A 15,497-nucleotide genomic window follows, 5' to 3' on the forward strand; every position below is an offset into this window, starting at 1 on the left:
GGGATTACCTTTTCCTCCGCTTCACATTCCCACCCCGCTGTCCCGGCCTGCCGGCCGTTGACCTCCCCCGCGATTTCACCGCATCTTCGGAGGCTTTCTCAACCGCCCATTGGCGCGCCATGGGGTCGTCGGCGACGGCGAGGTCGACGGCTTCCAGGCGTTTGATTTCATCGCGGATATTGGCGGCCTCTTCAAACTCCAGGTTCTCGGCAGCTTTGCGCATTTGCTCGCGCAAGCCGTCCAGATGGGCCTCAAGGTTGGCACCGTGCATCGGTTTGTCGATGGTGGCAGTGACGCGGTTCATGTCCACGTCGCCTTCGTAGAGACCGGCCAGAACGTCCTCGACGTTTTTCTTCACCGTCTCGGGCGTGATGCCGTGTTCTTCGTTATAGGCGATCTGCTTGGCGCGGCGGCGGTTGGTCTCGCCCAAGGCGCGCTCCATGCTGCCGGTGATCTTATCGGCATACATGATCACGCGGCCATCGGCGTTCCGCGCGGCGCGGCCGATGGTCTGGATCAGCGAGGTTTCCGAGCGCAGGAACCCTTCTTTGTCCGCGTCCAGAATGGCGACCAACCCACATTCGGGGATGTCTAGCCCTTCACGCAGCAGGTTGATGCCGACCAGCACGTCGAACGCGCCCAGACGCAGGTCGCGCAGGATTTCGATCCGCTCGATCGTGTCGATATCCGAGTGCATGTAGCGCACCTTGATGCCCTGTTCGTGCAGGTATTCGGTCAGGTCTTCGGCCATGCGTTTGGTCAGCGTCGTAACCAGCGTGCGATAGCCATCGGCGGCGACCTTGCGCACCTCGTCCAGCAGATCGTCCACCTGCATCGACACGGGCCGGATTTCGACCTCGGGGTCCAAGAGGCCCGTGGGACGGATCACCTGTTCGGTAAAGACACCGCCGGATTGGTCCAGCTCCCACCCGGCGGGCGTGGCCGAGACGAAGACGGATTGCGGGCGCATGGCGTCCCATTCCTCGAACTTCAGGGGGCGGTTATCCATGCAGGACGGCAAGCGGAACCCGTGTTCGGCCAGCGTGAACTTGCGCCTGTAGTCGCCCCGGTACATGCCACCGATCTGCGGGACCGAGACGTGGGATTCGTCGGCAAAGACGATGGCGTTGTCGGGGATGAACTCGAACAGGGTCGGGGGAGGTTCACCGGGCGCGCGGCCAGTCAGATAGCGCGAGTAATTCTCGATCCCGTTGCAGACGCCGGTGGCCTCGAGCATCTCAAGATCGAAATTGGTGCGTTGCTCTAGGCGCTGCGCTTCCAGCAACTTGCCTTCGCCGACCAGTTGGTCCAGCCGGATGCGCAGTTCCTTTTTGATGCCGATGATCGCCTGCTGCATCGTGGGTTTGGGCGTGACGTAGTGGGAATTTGCGTAGACCCGGATGTGGTCCATCGTGTCTGTTTTCTCACCGGTCAGTGGATCGAATTCGGTGATCTGTTCCAGTTCTTCGCCGAAGAAGGACAGCTTCCACGCGCGGTCTTCAAGGTGGGCGGGCCAGATTTCCAGTGAATCGCCGCGTACCCGGAACGAGCCGCGCTGAAAGGCCTGATCGTTGCGGCGGTATTGCTGGGCGACCAGATCGGCCATCACCTGCCTCTGATCATAGTCGCTGCCCACCTTCAGATCCTGCGTCATCGCCCCGTAGGTCTCGACTGAACCGATACCGTAGATGCAGGATACCGAGGCCACGATGATCACGTCGTCCCGCTCCAACAGCGCGCGGGTGGCCGAGTGGCGCATCCGGTCAATCTGTTCGTTGATCTGAGATTCTTTTTCTATGTAGGTGTCGGAACGCGGCACATAGGCCTCGGGCTGGTAGTAGTCGTAGTAGGAAACGAAATATTCGACCGAGTTTTCGGGGAAGAAGCCCTTGAACTCGCCATATAACTGCGCCGCCAGCGTTTTATTCGGTGCGAGGATAATGGCGGGGCGCTGGGTTTCCTCGATCACCTTGGCCATGGTGAATGTCTTACCCGTGCCAGTCGCGCCCAGCAGAACCTGGTCGCGCTCGCCGCCGTTAACGCCCTCGGTCAGTTCCTTGATCGCTGTCGGCTGATCTCCTGCCGGATTGAACTCAGTATGCATGACGAACTGCTTGCCGCCTTCCAGCTTGAGGCGGGCGCGGACATCTTCGGAGGTCAGTTGCGTCTTGTCGGAATGAGCGTAGGCCATCGGGGGATTCCTTTCGGGCCTGATTTTGATCTGTTTTTGTTCTTGTTCAAGGGGCAATTGAAAACGGAATGTTGCGACAATTCCGGTCTTGTTCGCGGGGCCAGCGTGACGCATAAACACCCTCAGCCAAGTGAGTACGGAGAGGCGACATGCGCGCACGGATTTACCAGCCTGCACGGAATGCGATGACTTCAGGGATGGCCAAGACCCGCAAGTGGATTTTGGAATACGCCCCTGCATCTACGCGTGAAGTCGACCCGTTGATGGGCTGGACTTCGTCGAACGACACGCAGTCGCAAGTGCGTTTGAAATTCGACACCAAGGAAGAAGCTCTGGACTACGCCAAGGACAACGGAATCGACGCGCAAGTCAGTGAGCCGCACAAGCGTAAGCCCAACTTGCGCTCTCGTGGTTATGGCGAGAATTTTGCCACCGACCGTCGTGCGCCCTGGACACACTGATTGATCGAAATCCAAGAGGCCGACCCGACTTCGGACGCATTGCGCCCGGTTGTTGAGGCTCATTTCGCGCATAGCGAAACTGCTGGTCCCGCCGAAAGCAATCACACAATGGATGCCGAAGGGCTGGCCGGTCCGGGCATCCGGTTCTGGGCAATGTACGAAGATGGGCAGGCAATAGGGTGTGGTGCGCTAAAGGCGCTGCCGGATGGAACGGCCGAGGTGAAATCCGTTCATGTGATTGCCTCTGTGCGTGGGCGCGGACTTGCGCGTGCGATGATGACGCGTTTGGCCGAAATCGCGCGGCATGAAGGGATCGCGGCATTGGTTTTGGAAACCGGAGCCGAGAACCTGCCCGAGTATGATGCAGCGCGTAAACTCTATGAGTCGTTGGGCTATTCCTATTGCGGCCCGATCTTCGGCTACGAAGACGATCCAAACAGCGCCTTCATGCGCTTGGGTCTTGAACCCCGCCCATAAAAACCGCAAGAAGGGCGCAGCGGTCCCGTAGCTCAACTGGATAGAGCAGCTGACTTCTAATCAGCAGGTTGAGGGTTCGAGTCCTTCCGGGATCGCCACTATTTGATCTATTTGAAAACCGGCCAGCACAAAGTACTTGGCAGTCGTATCGCTGGTATTCGCGGTTTAGCTCCTCAAACCAGCATGCCTTCCAATTGGTGTTTTCATCTGGCCAGCAAATACCGTGCGACAAGTAGAATGCCGATGATGCTGACAATAAGCAGTTCGGGATTGTCGTCGAAAAAATTTACCCACTCAGGAACTTTGGACGCACCGTAGGCGGGCACGCCGAAGAAAGCTTTAGTAACGCTACCTGTAGCGACTCCATACTCAATCATCGTTACAACACCTTTTAAAAAAACACTTCCAGATATTATTGCATAAAACATGCAGAAAATCTCGGGGTAGTTTTTCACCTGAAAATAACGCCGGTGCAGCGCGCGGATCAGCCTCGATTTTGTTCGGGTTGGGTTGCCCTTTGCGCAAATGTTTTTTCCTTGGGCGCGACACCGTTCTTGCCCCATTTCATTCGTCGCGGGTCACAATTTTTCGGGTAAGGAGAAATAATTCTTGCAACCGGTTGCAAAGAGAAACATTGTGGCACGCGAAATTGGATTCGGGAGAACCGCATGCTCAAGATCGGATTGCTGGGGGCCGGACGCATCGGTCGCGTGCATGCGAATACCATCGCCGGGCACTCTCAGAGCAAGCTGGTCGCGGTTGCAGACGCGTCTTTGGACGCTGCGGAAAACCTTGCCGCAGAATACGGGGCCGAAGTCCTGGCGTCTGATGAGATTATCCGAACGCCTGCAATAGATGCCGTTCTGATCGCCACGCCTACCGATACTCATTCCGACCTGATCGAAGCAGCAACATTGGCGGGAAAGGCCGTGTTGTGCGAGAAGCCGGTTGATCTTGATCTTGAGCGCGCACTGGCTTGCCAGCGTTCGACTTCGGCCAATGGACGGCCGGTCATGATTGGCTTCAATCGCCGTTTTGACCCGAATTTTTCCACGTTGAAGGCCGCGCTTGACGCTGGAGAAATCGGCAAGGCCGAGTTGCTGTCGATCACATCTTTCGACCCCGCACCGCCTCCGGTCAGCTACGTCAAAGTCTCGGGTGGCCTGTTTCGGGACATGATGATCCACGATTTCGACATGGCGAACTACCTCATGGGCGATGCGCCTGTAGCAATTTCTGCTGTTGGATCTTCGGTTGTAGATCCAGAGATCGGATTGGCCGGGGATGTAGATACAGCGGTCGTCACGATGACCTATTCAGATGGTCGAATTGCGGTGATCAAAAACTCGCGGCGGGCGGTCTATGGGTATGACCAGCGGGTTGAAATACTTGGCTCAGGCGGGTTGCTGCAGGCCCACAACATCCTTGAAAACTCGGTCGTGAAGTCAACTGAGAAGGGCGTGGTTGGGGCAAGACCCAGCTACTTTTTTCTCGAGCGCTACATGTCTGCGTATCGCGCCGAATGGGATGCGTTCGTCACTGCGGTGCAGTCCGGTGCGGCGATGCCTGTGACGCTTGAGGATGGCGTTGCCGCCCTTGCGATGGCCGAAGCCGCAACTCGATCAGCTCAGTCCGGGCGGCCTGTCACACTGGAGGAAGTTTTGAAACCGGTTGCAAAATAATTCTATATCCGGAAACTGAGGGAAGCTCTGACGCTGATCGGGGCAGAGGAGATTCGGTTTAGCCGAATGGCCGGGACGGACCCGGCACGAAGATTGACTGTTCTATTGGGAGGAATGGAAATGAAAATGTTCGTAAAAGGCGTCTTGTTGGCCAGCGCCGTCGCGTTTGCCGGTGCTACCGGTGCCGCGGCGGAAGGTGAAAAATACATTCTGGTCAGTCACGCCCCTGACAGCGACAGCTGGTGGAACACCATCAAAAACGGGATCGCCCTGGCAGGCGAACAGATGGGCGTTGAGGTCGAATACCGCAACCCGCCGACCGGAGACCTTGCTGACATGGCGCGGATCATCGATCAGGCGGCGGCATCGGGACCGAACGGGATCATCACAACTCTGGCCGATCCGGATATTCTGGAAGGACCGATCAAGGCGGCCGTGGATTCTGGTATCGACGTGATCATTATGAACACCGGCACGCCCGAGAAAGCGCGCGAAGTGGGTGCGCTTATGTATGTGGGTCAGCCTGAATACGACGCCGGATTTGCCGCAGGCCAGCGTGCCAAGGATGATGGCATCGGTTCGTTCCTGTGTGTGAACCACTACATCGTGCAGCCTTCCAGTCAGGAGCGGTGCCAGGGCTTCGCTGACGGCCTGGGTATCGAGCTTGGCGAGCAGATGATCGACGCCGGTCAGGACCCGGCCGAGATAAAGAACCGCGTTCTGGCGTACCTGTCGGCCAATCCCGACACCGAAGCCGTATTGACGCTGGGTCCGACGTCGGCTGACCCAACCATTCTGGCGCTGGAAGAAAATGGCATGGCGGGTGACATCTATTTCGGCACGTTCGACTTGGGTGGCGAGATCGTCAAAGGCATCAAGAGCGGCGTGATCCAGTGGGGCATTGACCAGCAACCGTTCCTGCAGGCTTACCTGCCGGTTGTGGTTATGGCCAACTATCATCGCTATGGCGTTCTGCCTGGCAATAACATCAATTCCGGCCCCGGTTTTGTAACTGCGGACGGGTTGGAAAAGATCGAAGAATTCGCGGGCGAATACCGCTGATCTTCACATTGGTGCGGATGCCGAAAGTGTGTCCGCACCCTTGAAATTCTAAGCATTTTGAAGCGCGAGGGGAGGCACCCATGGCTGATTCAGCGCAATCCGCAACCGGCGGCGATGAACGGATCAAAGAGATATCGCCGCTGCGACGGGCTCTGATCCGTCCTGAGCTGGGCGGCATGGTCGGGACTGTTGCCGTATTCACCTTTTTCCTGCTGTTCGCCTTTGACAGCGGCATGTTCAATGCGCAGGGCGTGATGAACTGGTCGATCGTTTCGGCCCAGTTCATGATTATCGCCGTGGGCGCCTGTCTGTTGATGATCGCCGGAGAGTTCGACCTTTCCGTCGGCTCGATGATCGGGTTTGCGGGTATGATGATCGCGATCTTTTCGGTCACCCTAAGCTGGCCGGTCTGGATGGCGATCATTGTGACCTTCGCGCTGTGTGTCTCTATCGGGGCGGTGAATGGATATATCGTCGTGCGCACCGGTCTACCCAGCTTTATCGTGACATTGGCGTTTCTGTTCATCCTGCGAGGGTTCACGATTTACCTGCCGCAAACCATCGAGCGGAAAACCATCATCGGCGGAATTCGCGACGTGGCCGAAGGCGACTGGCTGGCCTCGGTCTTTGGCGGCAAAATCGGACAGGGTCTTTTTGTCTGGCTGGGCGACAACGGTATCATCGAAACTTTCGAGCGCGGAACACGAGCGGGCCAGCCCGTGGTGGACGGCATTCCAATGCTGATCATCTGGGCCATAGGCATCATCATATTTGGCCATGTGCTGCTGACCAAAACGAAGTTCGGCAACTGGATTTTTGCCGCTGGTGGCGATGCCGAGGCCGCGCGAAACTCGGGTGTGCCGGTGAGCCGGGTCAAGATTCTGATGTTCATGTTCACGGCCTTCTGTGCCACCGTATTTGCCACATGTCAGGTGATGGAGTTTGGCTCGGCCGGTGCCGATCGCGGTCTGCTGAAGGAATTCGAGGCGATCATCGCCGTGGTTATCGGAGGCGCACTGCTGACTGGCGGATACGGCTCGGTTCTGGGGGCGGCACTGGGTGCGCTGATCTTTGGCGTGGTACAGCAGGGGCTGTTCTTTGCCGGGGTCGAAAGCTCTCTGTTCCGGGTGTTCTTGGGTGTGATCCTGCTGGGTGCGGTGATCCTGAACACCTATATCCGCCGCATCATCACAGGAGAGCGCTGAGATGACCGAAGATACCAAGTTCCATCATGGCGACGCAGAGGATCGCAAGCCGATCATCCGCATGGTCAATATCCAGAAACACTTTGGCTCGGTGATCGCTCTGGCCGGGGTCAGTTTTGATCTGAAGCCGGGTGAGTGTCACTGCCTGCTGGGTGACAATGGCGCGGGCAAGTCCACATTCATCAAGACGATGTCGGGCGTGCACAAGCCGACCGCTGGTGAGATCTTCTTTGAAGACAAGCCAATGCATTTCGAGGACCCTCGTGATGCGATCGCAGCGGGGATTGCCACGGTTCACCAGCATCTGGCCATGATCCCGCTGATGAGCGTCAGCCGGAATTTTTTCATGGGTAATGAGCCGACAAAGAAAGTCGCGGGCATCAACTTTTTCGACAAGAAAATGGCGGATGAGATCACCATGGAAGAGATGCGCAAGATGGGTATCAACCTGCGTGGCCCGGATCAGGCCGTTGGCACATTGTCTGGGGGTGAACGTCAGACGGTAGCAATTGCCCGGGCGGTGCATTTCGGAGCGAAGATCCTGATTCTGGACGAGCCGACTTCGGCGCTTGGGGTGCGGCAGACCTCGAATGTTCTGGCGACAATCGACAAGGTGCGCAGTCAGGGCGTGGGCGTCGTTTTTATCAGCCACAATGTGCGTCACGCCTTGGCGGTTGGGGATCGCTTTACCGTATTGAACAGGGGTCAGACGCTGGGTACCGCCAAACGTGGTGAAATCTCTCCTGAAGAATTGCAGGATCTGATGGCGGGCGGGCAGGAATTGGCCGAACTTGAGGGGTCGTTGGGCGGAACTGTCTGACGATCTATCGTCACAAAACCAGTCAGTACAGGAATTCAACGGATCGCCCGTGGGGTCCGCGTGTTGAAAGGAAACACGAATGAGCAAGACAATCAGATTGACTGCGGCTCAGGCTCTGGTGCGCTATCTGGGCGCGCAGATGAACGAGGCCGGAGAACCCTTCATCGCCGGTTTTTGGGCCATTTTCGGCCATGGCAACGTGGCCGGATTGGGTGAGGCGCTGCACGCCGTGAAGGACAGTCTGCCCACCTATCGCGGCCATAATGAGCAGACCATGGCTCATTGCGCGATCGCATATGCCAAGCAAAAGCGCCGGACGCAGGCGATGGCGGTAACGTCCTCGATCGGGCCGGGGGCCACGAATATGGTGACGGCGGCGGCGCTGGCTTATGTGAACCGCCTGCCGGTGTTGCTTTTGCCCGGTGACGTGTTTGCGACGCGTGGTCCTGACCCGGTTCTGCAACAGCCCGAGGATTTCAACGACGGAACTGTCAGCGCCAATGACTGTTTCCGCCCGGTCAGCCGTTACTTCGACCGGATCACCCGACCCGAGCATCTGCTGACCGCGCTACCGCGCGCCTTTCGCACGATGACCGACCCGGCTGATTGCGGTCCGGTTACGCTGGCTTTCTGTCAGGACGTGCAGGCCGAGGCGTATGACTATCCCGAAAGCTTCTTTGAGCCCCGCGTCTGGTATCAGCGCCGTATTCGCCCGGACGAGGGCGAACTGGCCCGCGCTGTAGCTGCGATCAAGGCTGCCAAACGTCCGGTGATCATTGCCGGGGGTGGAGTGCATTACTCGGGCGCGACCGACGCGTTGCAGAGCTTTGCCGAGACGCACAATATTCCGATCACGGAAACCCAGGCGGGCAAGTCCGCGTTGGCCTGGGATCATCCGTTGAACCTTGGGCCGGTTGGCGTGACGGGCGGCGAGCCTGCCAATGACGTCTGCGCCGAGGCCGATCTGGTGTTGGCCGTCGGTACACGGTTGCAGGATTTCACCACCGGGTCATGGGGTCTGTTCTCGAACCCGGACCGCGAGATGGTGTGCCTGAACACCAACGCTTATGATGCCGAGAAACACGGCGCGATGCCGCTGCAATCCGACGCCCGTGTCGGGTTGGAAGAACTGGGAACCGCCCTGCAAGGCTATCGCGCCGATCCGGTCTCGGACACGCTTAAGGCCGACTGGTATGGCAAGGTCGACAAGCTGACCGATGCGCCCGGCGATGGGAATGCTCTGCCGACGGACATGCAGGTTGTGGGCGCGGTTCAGCGTGCCTCGCATAACGATACGGTTGTGATGTGTGCGGCAGGTACGATGCCGGGAGAGTTGCACAAGCTGTGGAAAGCCCCGCGCCCCGGTGCCTATCACATGGAATACGGGTTCAGCTGCATGGGCTATGAGATTGCCGGCGCAATGGGCATCAAGATGGCCGAGCCCGAGCGTGATGTGATCTGCTTTACTGGCGACGGCACCTATATGATGGCCAATTCCGAGATGGCCTCGGCCGCGATGATGGGTGTGTCGTTCACGGTGGTGATCACCGATAACCGGGGCTTTGGCTGCATCAACCGGTTGCAGATGGGCACCGGCGGGGCCGAGTTTAACAACCTGCTGGACCACGCCGTTCATGAAAACCCGTCTGCTATCGACTTTGCGGCCCATGCCGCAGCGATGGGCGCGACCTCGGTCAAGGTTGGTTCCATTGCCGAGCTGGAGGGCGCGCTGGCCAAACGCGCCGAAATCAAGGGGCCGTATGTGGTTGTTATTGATACCGATCCATACCCCTCGACCGAATATGGCGGCACGTGGTGGGAAGTGGCGGTGCCCGAGGTCAGCATCCGCTCCGAAGTGAACGAAAAACGCGCGGCCTATGAGCTGGCGATCAAGGAAAGAAACACCAAATGAGCGTGAAAATCGGAATCTCTCCGATCGCGTGGCAGAATGATGATCTGCCGGATCTGACCGCCGCCTACACTATGCAGCAGGCGCTGAAGGAAGCCCGCGAGATCGGCTATACCGGTGTGGAACGCGGTCAGCGCATGCCCGGCGATACCGAGGGTCTGCGCGCCTATCTTGATGCGAATGACATCGCGCTTTGCGGTGGCTGGTGTTCCGGGGCGTCGCTGGTGAACGACTTCGCAACCGAGCGTGAGGCCGTGCGCGAACAGGTCGCGCAATTTGTGGCGCTGAACAGCCCCTGTATCGTCTATGCGGAATGTTCCAACACCGTGCAGGGCCAGATCGCAACGCCGGTCAATGATCGCCCGAAACTGTCCAGAGATGAAGTTTTGGCTTATGCCGCCAAGATCACGGAACTGGCCAAGTGGATGGCGGATCAGGGGATGCCGATGGCTTATCACCATCACATGGGCACGATCATCGAAAGCGAAGATGATGTGAACTGGTTGATGGAAGGGTCTGGCCCCGAGGTGAAGCTGTGCTTTGACACCGGCCATCTGCTGTTCGGGGGCGGCGACGTTCTGGCGACTCTGAACCGTTGGGGCGACCGGGTGCATCACGTGCACTTCAAGGATATCCGCCCGCAGGTCGTGCAGGACACGCGCGAGAACAATCGCAGCTTTTTGGATGCCGTGATTGCCGGAGCCTTCACCGTGCCCGGCGATGGCTGCATCGACTTTCAGGCCGTCGCGAACACGCTGAAGGCATTGGACTACAGCGGTTGGATCGTTGTCGAAGCCGAACAGGACCCGGCCAAGGCGCCGCCCTACGAATACTCCAAAATGGGCTACGACCACATCCTTGAGGTGTGCGGAAAAGCGGGGCTGTCTATCGCGAACTGACAGGCCGATCACGGCACAACACCAAAGCCATGAGAAAGGAGAAAATCATGGTGCATCAAGAGCTTGGATATGTCGGGTATTTTGACCGGGAATCCTGTGATCTGGATGAATTCAAGGTGTTGACCTCTCAGAATCTTTTGGCGGATGCGGTGCCATTTGCTGCAACGGTTGAACGCAATGTGCCAGTCTATGACATGCAGGCGTTGCAACCTGCGCTGAGGAAGCCCGAGGAACGGTTGGCCCTGCTGTCGGAATGGGGTTGGGTTCTGAACAAATCCGCTGGCGTGATTGCGTTGAAAGGGGCCTATTCGGATACTTCGGTGATCGACCGGGCCTCGGACGTGTTTACCCAGATCATTGCCGAAGAGCGCCAAAGCGGAGCGGGAGAGGGCGATCACTTTGCAGCCTCAGGCGCCAATGATCGGATTTGGAACGCGGCGCAAAAGCAATGCCTGCGAGACCCCGAAGGGTTCGCACTGTATTTTGGAAACACGTCGATTGCGGCCGCGTGCGAGGCGTGGCTGGGTCCGAACTATCAGGTCACTGCGCAAGTCAATCAGGTGCGACCCGGTGGTCAGGCGCAGCAGGCGCATCGCGACTATCATCTTGGGTTTCAAAGCGCCGATAGTGCGGAACGCTACCCGGCCCATGCCCATCACCTGACCGCCGCACTGACCCTGCAGGGCGCGGTGGCCCATTGTGACATGCCGATCGAAAGCGGGCCGACCAAGTTGTTGCCTTTTTCACAGCTCTACGCGCCCGGTTATCTGGCCTTCCACGACCCCGCCCATCGGGACCATTTCGAAGACGCGTATATCCAGTTGCCGCTGTCCAAGGGGGATGCGGTGTTCTTCAATCCTGCGCTGTTCCACGCTGCCGGAGAAAACCGAAGCTCGGATATCAATCGAATGGCGAACTTGCTGCAAATCTCGTCCGCCTTTGGGCGCGCGATGGAGGCCGTGGATCGACGAGCCATGTCGCAAGCAATTTTGCCGTCCCTGATCGCATTGAAACAGCGAGGCGATCTGGACGCCTTGGAGCTGAATGCTGCAATCGCGGCCGCGGCTGAAGGGTATCCATTCCCTACCAATTTGGACACGGATCCGCCGATCGGGGGCAATGCGCCAGAAAGTCAGGCGGGCATCCTGCGCCGCGCGGTCGCCGAAGGTTGGTCAGAGTCGCAATTGGCCGACGCGCTTTCGGCCTTGCTCACACGGCAAGCCGCGTGAAACATCATTCGGTTGGGTTATGACCCGCCCATCAAGGAGACGACGCCATGGCAGACTTGCTCAGGAAACCGTTCGGCACGCGCGGCAAGGTGCATGATATCACCCCGGCCAATGCGGGCTGGCGGTATGTTGGCTTTGGCCTCTATCACCTGCGGGCGGGTGATGTCGCGTCCGAGGTGACCGGGGACCAAGAGGTCATTCTGGTCATGGTCGAAGGCAAAGCGCAGATCAGCGGAGCAGATCGCGACTGGGGCATACTGGGCGACCGGATGAACGTGTTTGAGAAGACGCCGCCGCATTGCCTCTATCTGCCCAATGGGGTCGAGTGGCGGGCCGTTGCCGAAACCGATTGTGTTCTTGCCGTTTGTTCGGCGCCGGGAAAAGGGGGGCACAGGGCGCGGCAGATTGGGCCGGACGGCATCACCTTGACCGAACGGGGTAAGGGGTTGAACACCCGCTATATCAACAACGTCGCGATGGAGAACGAAGACTATGCCGACAGCCTTTTGGTGACCGAAGTCTTCACTCCGAACGGCCATTGGTCGTCTTATCCCAGCCATCGCCATGACGAGGATGACTTTCCAAGGATCACCTACCTGGAAGAGACCTACTATCATCGCCTCAATCCCGCGAACGGGTTTGGCATTCAACGGGTTTATACAGATGACGGCCAATTGGATGAGACCATGGCTGTGTCGGATGGTGACGTTGTGACCGTCCCGCGCGGTCATCACCCTTGCGGTGCCCCTTATGGGTTCGAGATGTACTATCTGAACGTCATGGCGGGTCCGCTGCGCAAATGGCGCTTTGTTCCGGCCCCCGAAGTCGAGTGGATTATGGAGCGCGACGGGTAACGTCTGCGCCTACCTTTGCGGAGGCGCGCCGAAAGCCCGGATCACGATGCGGGCAGCAGCTTCGACGGGATCATGGGTCTCTTTCAGAATGGTCACGCGGTCAAAACGGTCTGCATCGCGGTTCACCGCTTCCCGAAGGGCTTGGCCGAATGCCATACGCAGTTCGGTGCCGATGTTGAACTTGCAGATTGACGTGTCGCGCGCCAAACGGCTACGTTGTTCCTCTGGCACGCCCGAGCCGCCGTGGATCACAAGGGGCACATCAGTAACAGCATCGATTTCGGTGATGCGGGCCTCGTTCAGCTTTCCTTCTTTGTCCTGTTGCAGGTGGACATTGCCGACCGAGATGGCCATCGCATCGACGCCGCTTTGACGTGCGAACAGGGCTGCTTCTTCCGGGTCGGTGCCGTTTGATCCTTCGCCGCCGGAATAGCCCACGAAGCCGATCTCACCCTCGCAGGAAATTCCAGCGGCGTGGGCCATGTCTGCAATGGCGGCAGTTTCGTCGATATTCTGCTGCAGGGGCTTTCGCGATCCGTCGAACATCAGCGAAGTGAAGCCGCTGTCCAGAGCAATTTTGCACTCCTCGAACGTATAGCCGTGGTCAAGATGGGCCACGACCGGGACCGAGGCGTTCTCGGCCAGGTACCGAAACATCTTGCCCAGAATCGGCAATGGCGTGTGCGCGCGGCAACTTGGTCCGGCTTGAAGGATGACAGGCGCGTTTTCAGCTTCGGCGGCAGCTACGTAGGCGCGCATATCCTCCCAGCCCAGTGTGACCAACCCGCCGACAGCATATCCTTGTTCATGGGCAGGGGTCAGCACGTCCTTCAGTGTGGCAAGAGTCATTTGAACTTGGCAATCATGTCTTTGATGCCCGGAATCGTTTCGACCTGATAGGCATGGGTGGGTTGGAAAAACTGTACTAACGAGCGCTGTGTCAGGCCGCCGAGAATGGTGAAGTAATACATCTCATATCCCGGAAGAACGCAGCAGGGGTGATACCCTTTGTCGATACAGATCGTTGAGCCATCGACGATGTGATATGCGTCGCCCGGCTTGTTGTCCTCGCGTTGTAGCATTTGCAGGCCCGAGCCCCAGTTGGGTTTGAAGCGGAAGTTGTACGTCTCGTCATGGCGCGTCTCGTCGGGCAGGCGATTGGTGTCATGCTTGTGGCTGGGGAAACCTGACCAGCCGCCCTGACCGACGGTAAACAGCTCGCTCACCAGCAGGCGGCCGACCTTGTCATGCTGTTTTTGGCCCAGGATATGTTTGATCTTGCGATGGGTTTTGGTGTCGTCGCTGCCATATTGCACAAGGTCATGTTCACGCACGTCGAACGGATCCAGCACCTTGTCGTATTTAGCGCCGGCGACGAAGACCTCGGCGCTGTCCGATACACAAACCATCTGCGCTTTGGCACCCACCGGAACATATGCCCCTTCGGGTTCGCCATCCCAGACATCCTCCCCCCGGTTTCCCAGAGCGGGAAATTGCACGCCCTCGACCTCGACGTCGACGCTGCCGGTGGCTGGTACGATGCAGGTTTCATAGCCGGGCACCTGGTATGCGAACGCCTCGTCTTTCTTCAACTTGACGATGTTGAAATAGTTCAGGGGCACCGTCGGATCGTCGGCATCGACGATGGGCTTGTTCTGGTTTTCATAGGGCGCGATATGCATGGGACTCTCCTATGTCGTGGGGCCGGGATGAGACGCAAGGAACGCATCCAGCTCTTGTGTGGTCGGCATCGCCGGGGCGCATCCGGGCTGGGATACAACGATCGAGGCACAGGCCGAGCCGCGCATGACCGCGTCTTCCAGCCCGTATCCTGCCGCGATTGAAGCCAGCAGCCCCGCCATGAAACTGTCGCCCGCGCCGTTTGGCTTTACGGCTTTGACAGGATAAATCCCGGTCTCAATTTCTTGTCCGTTGAACAAAGTGACCGCACCTTCTTCGCCTTTCTTGAAGATGACGATGCGCCCCGGTTTTTCGGCCAGTTCCTTCGCCTTTGCGAAACCACGTTCCATGCCGCCAGCCATGAATCCGAATTCTTCGTCATTGCCGACGATCATGTCGCTGGCGTCGCCTGCGCGGGACAGCACATCGGCGGCTACTTCGGCTGAGGGCCAGCTATAGGGGCGGTAGTCGATGTCAAAAATGATCGGCAACCCGGCGTTTCGGGCATTCTCAAAGGCGCGGAATGTGGCGCTGCGTGAAGGTTCTGACGCAAATACCGTTCCGGCCGAAATCGCCGCCGTGAACTTTCCATAGTCGACCCGGTCCATGTCTTCTTTTGTGACTTGGAAATCAACGGCGCCATTGCGGTAGATGACGTTCTGGAAGTTTTCAATTCGGCTTTCGTAAACGGCCAGTGAAACGCGGTATTCCCCTCCCAGAACACGGATATAGGACGTGTCCACGCCATAGTGGGCCAGACGGTTCAGGCAGAACCGCCCCACCGCATCGTCCGAGACCGAAGTGATCAGAGACGCCCGACTGCCCAGTTTGACCAAGCCCGCACAAATATTGGCGGAAGACCCACCCAGATCAGCGCGGAACATATCCGCGTCTTCGCTTTTCACGCCAACTGGGTCGGCAAACATGTCCATGCCCGCACGCCCAAAGACAGCAAACCGGTTTCCTTTGATACCGTCCATCAAAGTGGCCACAGCTTTTCCTCCGGCGAGAATGGGTTTGCAGGGACT

The 15,497-nt window shown here is 58.3% G+C and carries 15 protein-coding genes and 1 tRNA gene; 11 read left to right on the top strand and 5 right to left on the bottom strand.

Going from position 1 to position 15,497, the window contains the following annotated elements; translation table 11 throughout:
• Positions 1-4: 4 nt before the first annotated feature.
• On the bottom strand, positions 5-2,191 hold the full coding sequence (uvrB, locus tag ACR0KS_RS18970) for an excinuclease ABC subunit UvrB (protein WP_170568015.1): 2,187 nt from the start codon (positions 2,189-2,191) through the stop codon (positions 5-7).
• Between the two features lie 149 nt (positions 2,192-2,340).
• Here uvrB and ACR0KS_RS18975 point away from each other — a divergent pair, with 149 nt between their 5' ends.
• The 3 genes from ACR0KS_RS18975 (at position 2,341) to ACR0KS_RS18985 (ending at position 3,227) form a co-directional block, all read left to right on the top strand.
• On the top strand, positions 2,341-2,652 hold the full coding sequence (locus ACR0KS_RS18975) for an ETC complex I subunit (RefSeq protein ID WP_170484935.1): 312 nt from the start codon (positions 2,341-2,343) through the stop codon (positions 2,650-2,652).
• Entirely contained in the window at positions 2,653-3,129 is a 477-nt protein-coding gene (locus ACR0KS_RS18980) for a GNAT family N-acetyltransferase (RefSeq protein WP_170568016.1), read from the top strand.
• Positions 3,130-3,150: 21 nt separating this feature from the next.
• A tRNA-Arg gene (locus ACR0KS_RS18985) sits at positions 3,151-3,227 on the top strand.
• A gap of 105 nt (positions 3,228-3,332) precedes the next feature.
• On the opposite strand, the gene ACR0KS_RS18990 is transcribed toward ACR0KS_RS18985, so the two are convergent.
• Positions 3,333-3,692 carry a hypothetical protein gene (locus tag ACR0KS_RS18990; protein ID WP_170568017.1) on the bottom strand — a complete coding sequence of 120 codons (360 nt, stop codon included), beginning with the start codon at positions 3,690-3,692 and terminating at the stop codon, positions 3,333-3,335.
• A gap of 105 nt (positions 3,693-3,797) precedes the next feature.
• Between ACR0KS_RS18990 and iolG the strand changes: the two genes are divergently transcribed.
• The 8 genes from iolG to iolB all read left to right on the top strand — a co-directional run bounded on the left by iolG (position 3,798) and on the right by iolB (position 12,789).
• The gene (gene iolG / locus ACR0KS_RS18995) at positions 3,798-4,811 is read left to right on the top strand and encodes an inositol 2-dehydrogenase (protein ID WP_170568018.1); all 1,014 of its coding nucleotides are present in this window, start codon (positions 3,798-3,800) and stop codon (positions 4,809-4,811) included.
• Positions 4,812-4,931: 120 nt separating this feature from the next.
• Entirely contained in the window at positions 4,932-5,873 is a 942-nt protein-coding gene (locus ACR0KS_RS19000) for a sugar ABC transporter substrate-binding protein (protein ID WP_170484926.1), read from the top strand.
• 80 nt (positions 5,874-5,953) lie between these two features.
• Positions 5,954-7,078, top strand: coding sequence for an ABC transporter permease (locus ACR0KS_RS19005; RefSeq protein WP_170414704.1), 1,125 nt, complete (start codon positions 5,954-5,956; stop codon positions 7,076-7,078).
• A gap of 1 nt (position 7,079) precedes the next feature.
• A complete protein-coding gene (locus ACR0KS_RS19010; protein ID WP_170388972.1) occupies positions 7,080-7,898 on the top strand; it encodes an ATP-binding cassette domain-containing protein in 819 nt (272 codons plus the stop codon).
• A 79-nt stretch (positions 7,899-7,977) separates the two neighbouring features.
• Complete coding sequence (gene iolD / locus ACR0KS_RS19015; protein ID WP_170568019.1) at positions 7,978-9,810, top strand: 3D-(3,5/4)-trihydroxycyclohexane-1,2-dione acylhydrolase (decyclizing); 1,833 nt, start codon at positions 7,978-7,980, stop codon at positions 9,808-9,810.
• Positions 9,807-10,706 (top strand): myo-inosose-2 dehydratase, encoded by a 900-nt coding sequence (iolE, locus tag ACR0KS_RS19020; RefSeq protein ID WP_170568020.1) that lies wholly within the window; start codon positions 9,807-9,809, stop codon positions 10,704-10,706. Before iolD ends, iolE begins: the two co-directional genes overlap by 4 nt.
• Before the next feature lie 47 nt (positions 10,707-10,753).
• On the top strand, positions 10,754-11,935 hold the full coding sequence (locus tag ACR0KS_RS19025; protein WP_170568021.1) for a phytanoyl-CoA dioxygenase family protein: 1,182 nt from the start codon (positions 10,754-10,756) through the stop codon (positions 11,933-11,935).
• A 47-nt stretch (positions 11,936-11,982) separates the two neighbouring features.
• Positions 11,983-12,789, top strand: a complete 807-nt coding sequence (iolB, locus tag ACR0KS_RS19030) for a 5-deoxy-glucuronate isomerase (RefSeq protein WP_170568022.1) — start codon at positions 11,983-11,985, stop codon at positions 12,787-12,789.
• A gap of 9 nt (positions 12,790-12,798) precedes the next feature.
• On the opposite strand, the gene ACR0KS_RS19035 is transcribed toward iolB, so the two are convergent.
• Genes ACR0KS_RS19035 through ACR0KS_RS19045 form a run of 3 tightly spaced genes read right to left on the bottom strand, consistent with a single transcriptional unit; the run spans position 12,799 to position 15,449 of the window.
• On the bottom strand, positions 12,799-13,638 hold the full coding sequence (locus tag ACR0KS_RS19035; RefSeq protein ID WP_170568023.1) for a class II fructose-bisphosphate aldolase: 840 nt from the start codon (positions 13,636-13,638) through the stop codon (positions 12,799-12,801).
• A complete protein-coding gene (locus tag ACR0KS_RS19040; protein WP_170568024.1) occupies positions 13,635-14,471 on the bottom strand; it encodes a 5-deoxy-glucuronate isomerase in 837 nt (278 codons plus the stop codon). Before ACR0KS_RS19040 ends, ACR0KS_RS19035 begins: the two co-directional genes overlap by 4 nt.
• Positions 14,472-14,480: 9 nt before the next feature.
• A complete protein-coding gene (locus ACR0KS_RS19045) occupies positions 14,481-15,449 on the bottom strand; it encodes a PfkB family carbohydrate kinase (RefSeq protein WP_170568050.1) in 969 nt (322 codons plus the stop codon).
• Positions 15,450-15,497 lie beyond the last annotated feature (48 nt).

This window comes from Ruegeria sp. BC7, from assembly GCF_056539165.1.

Excerpts from the sequence above, each read along its gene's own strand:
- ACR0KS_RS19035 (WP_170568023.1), bottom strand. The coding sequence starts at position 13,638 with ATGACTCTTGCCACACTGAAGGACGTGCTGACCCCTGCCCATGAACAA.
- iolG (WP_170568018.1), top strand. The coding sequence starts at position 3,798 with ATGCTCAAGATCGGATTGCTGGGGGCCGGACGCATCGGTCGCGTGCAT.
- ACR0KS_RS19025 (WP_170568021.1), top strand. The coding sequence starts at position 10,754 with ATGGTGCATCAAGAGCTTGGATATGTCGGGTATTTTGACCGGGAATCC.
- ACR0KS_RS18990 (WP_170568017.1), bottom strand. The coding sequence starts at position 3,692 with ATGGGGCAAGAACGGTGTCGCGCCCAAGGAAAAAACATTTGCGCAAAG.
- uvrB (WP_170568015.1), bottom strand. The coding sequence starts at position 2,191 with ATGGCCTACGCTCATTCCGACAAGACGCAACTGACCTCCGAAGATGTC.
- iolE (WP_170568020.1), top strand. The coding sequence starts at position 9,807 with ATGAGCGTGAAAATCGGAATCTCTCCGATCGCGTGGCAGAATGATGAT.
- ACR0KS_RS19005 (WP_170414704.1), top strand. The coding sequence starts at position 5,954 with ATGGCTGATTCAGCGCAATCCGCAACCGGCGGCGATGAACGGATCAAA.
- ACR0KS_RS18975 (WP_170484935.1), top strand. The coding sequence starts at position 2,341 with ATGCGCGCACGGATTTACCAGCCTGCACGGAATGCGATGACTTCAGGG.
- ACR0KS_RS19000 (WP_170484926.1), top strand. The coding sequence starts at position 4,932 with ATGAAAATGTTCGTAAAAGGCGTCTTGTTGGCCAGCGCCGTCGCGTTT.
- ACR0KS_RS19045 (WP_170568050.1), bottom strand. The coding sequence starts at position 15,449 with ATGGACGGTATCAAAGGAAACCGGTTTGCTGTCTTTGGGCGTGCGGGC.
- iolD (WP_170568019.1), top strand. The coding sequence starts at position 7,978 with ATGAGCAAGACAATCAGATTGACTGCGGCTCAGGCTCTGGTGCGCTAT.
- ACR0KS_RS19010 (WP_170388972.1), top strand. The coding sequence starts at position 7,080 with ATGACCGAAGATACCAAGTTCCATCATGGCGACGCAGAGGATCGCAAG.
- ACR0KS_RS19040 (WP_170568024.1), bottom strand. The coding sequence starts at position 14,471 with ATGCATATCGCGCCCTATGAAAACCAGAACAAGCCCATCGTCGATGCC.
- iolB (WP_170568022.1), top strand. The coding sequence starts at position 11,983 with ATGGCAGACTTGCTCAGGAAACCGTTCGGCACGCGCGGCAAGGTGCAT.